At 57.3% G+C, this 790-nt stretch carries 2 protein-coding genes; both read right to left on the reverse strand.

Going from position 1 to position 790, the window contains the following annotated elements:
- On the reverse strand, positions 1–385 hold a 385-nt coding region (locus tag JP75_RS24700), incomplete at its 3' end, for an NYN domain-containing protein (RefSeq protein ID WP_035087892.1).
- A gap of 124 nt (positions 386–509) precedes the next feature.
- Positions 510–790 (reverse strand): hypothetical protein (locus JP75_RS26720; protein ID WP_035087895.1); only part of this gene is annotated, 281 nt, incomplete at its 5' end.

The raw sequence follows: 790 nt of genomic DNA on the forward strand, positions 1-790 counted from the left end.
GGGTCTTCTGCTCACCGAACCCGAACACATCGATGCCCTGTTCCCGAATACGGGCAGCAAGTCGGGTAAAGTCGCTGTCCGATGACACCAGACAGAAGCCATCGAACCGGCCACTGTGCAGCAAATCCATGGCGTCGATAACCAAGGTGATGTCAGAGGCGTTCTTGCCCGTCGTGTAGGCGAACTGTTGCTGGGGGATGATGGCATGCTTGGCCAGCACGTCGGCCCAAGCCTTCGACCGCGAGCTGGAGAAATCGCCATAGATGCGCCGGACGCTGGCCTCGCCGATCTTCGCGATCTCCTCGAAAAGGCCATCAGCGATCCGGGCCGACGCGTTGTCGGCATCAATCAGGACGGCCAGTCGTGGGGATCTGGTATCGGGCATGGTCAGGGTCCAGAACTGTGGATCACATCATTGCGGTAAATTGAGCGGTGGCAACAACCAGCAAGCCTGAAATCAGCCGTCTCGTAGGTCGTGTTAATGATAGTTGACCAAGTTGACCTGTGACCTACTTCGCCGTGATCGTGACCAGCCGCTCGTCGATGGCGGGACCTTTCCAGTAGGTATAGCGAAGAATGTGGGCTGGTCCCTCAATCGAGACATCGCTGTTGCTGGCAAAAGCGTTTAGGACAGCATCGACCTTTTGGGGCGCGTAGCGGGTAGCCAAGGCTGACAGCCAAGCGAAGGCTTGAGCTTGATCGGTGTGAGTGCCGTACCCGGTGTCCCTAGTCCAGTCGTTCCACATGACTTTGACGTTTTCGACACCGCCGTCGCCATCTTCATTGATGA

The sequence above is a fragment of the Devosia riboflavina genome, assembly GCF_000743575.1.
GTDB lineage: Bacteria > Pseudomonadota > Alphaproteobacteria > Rhizobiales > Devosiaceae > Devosia > Devosia riboflavina.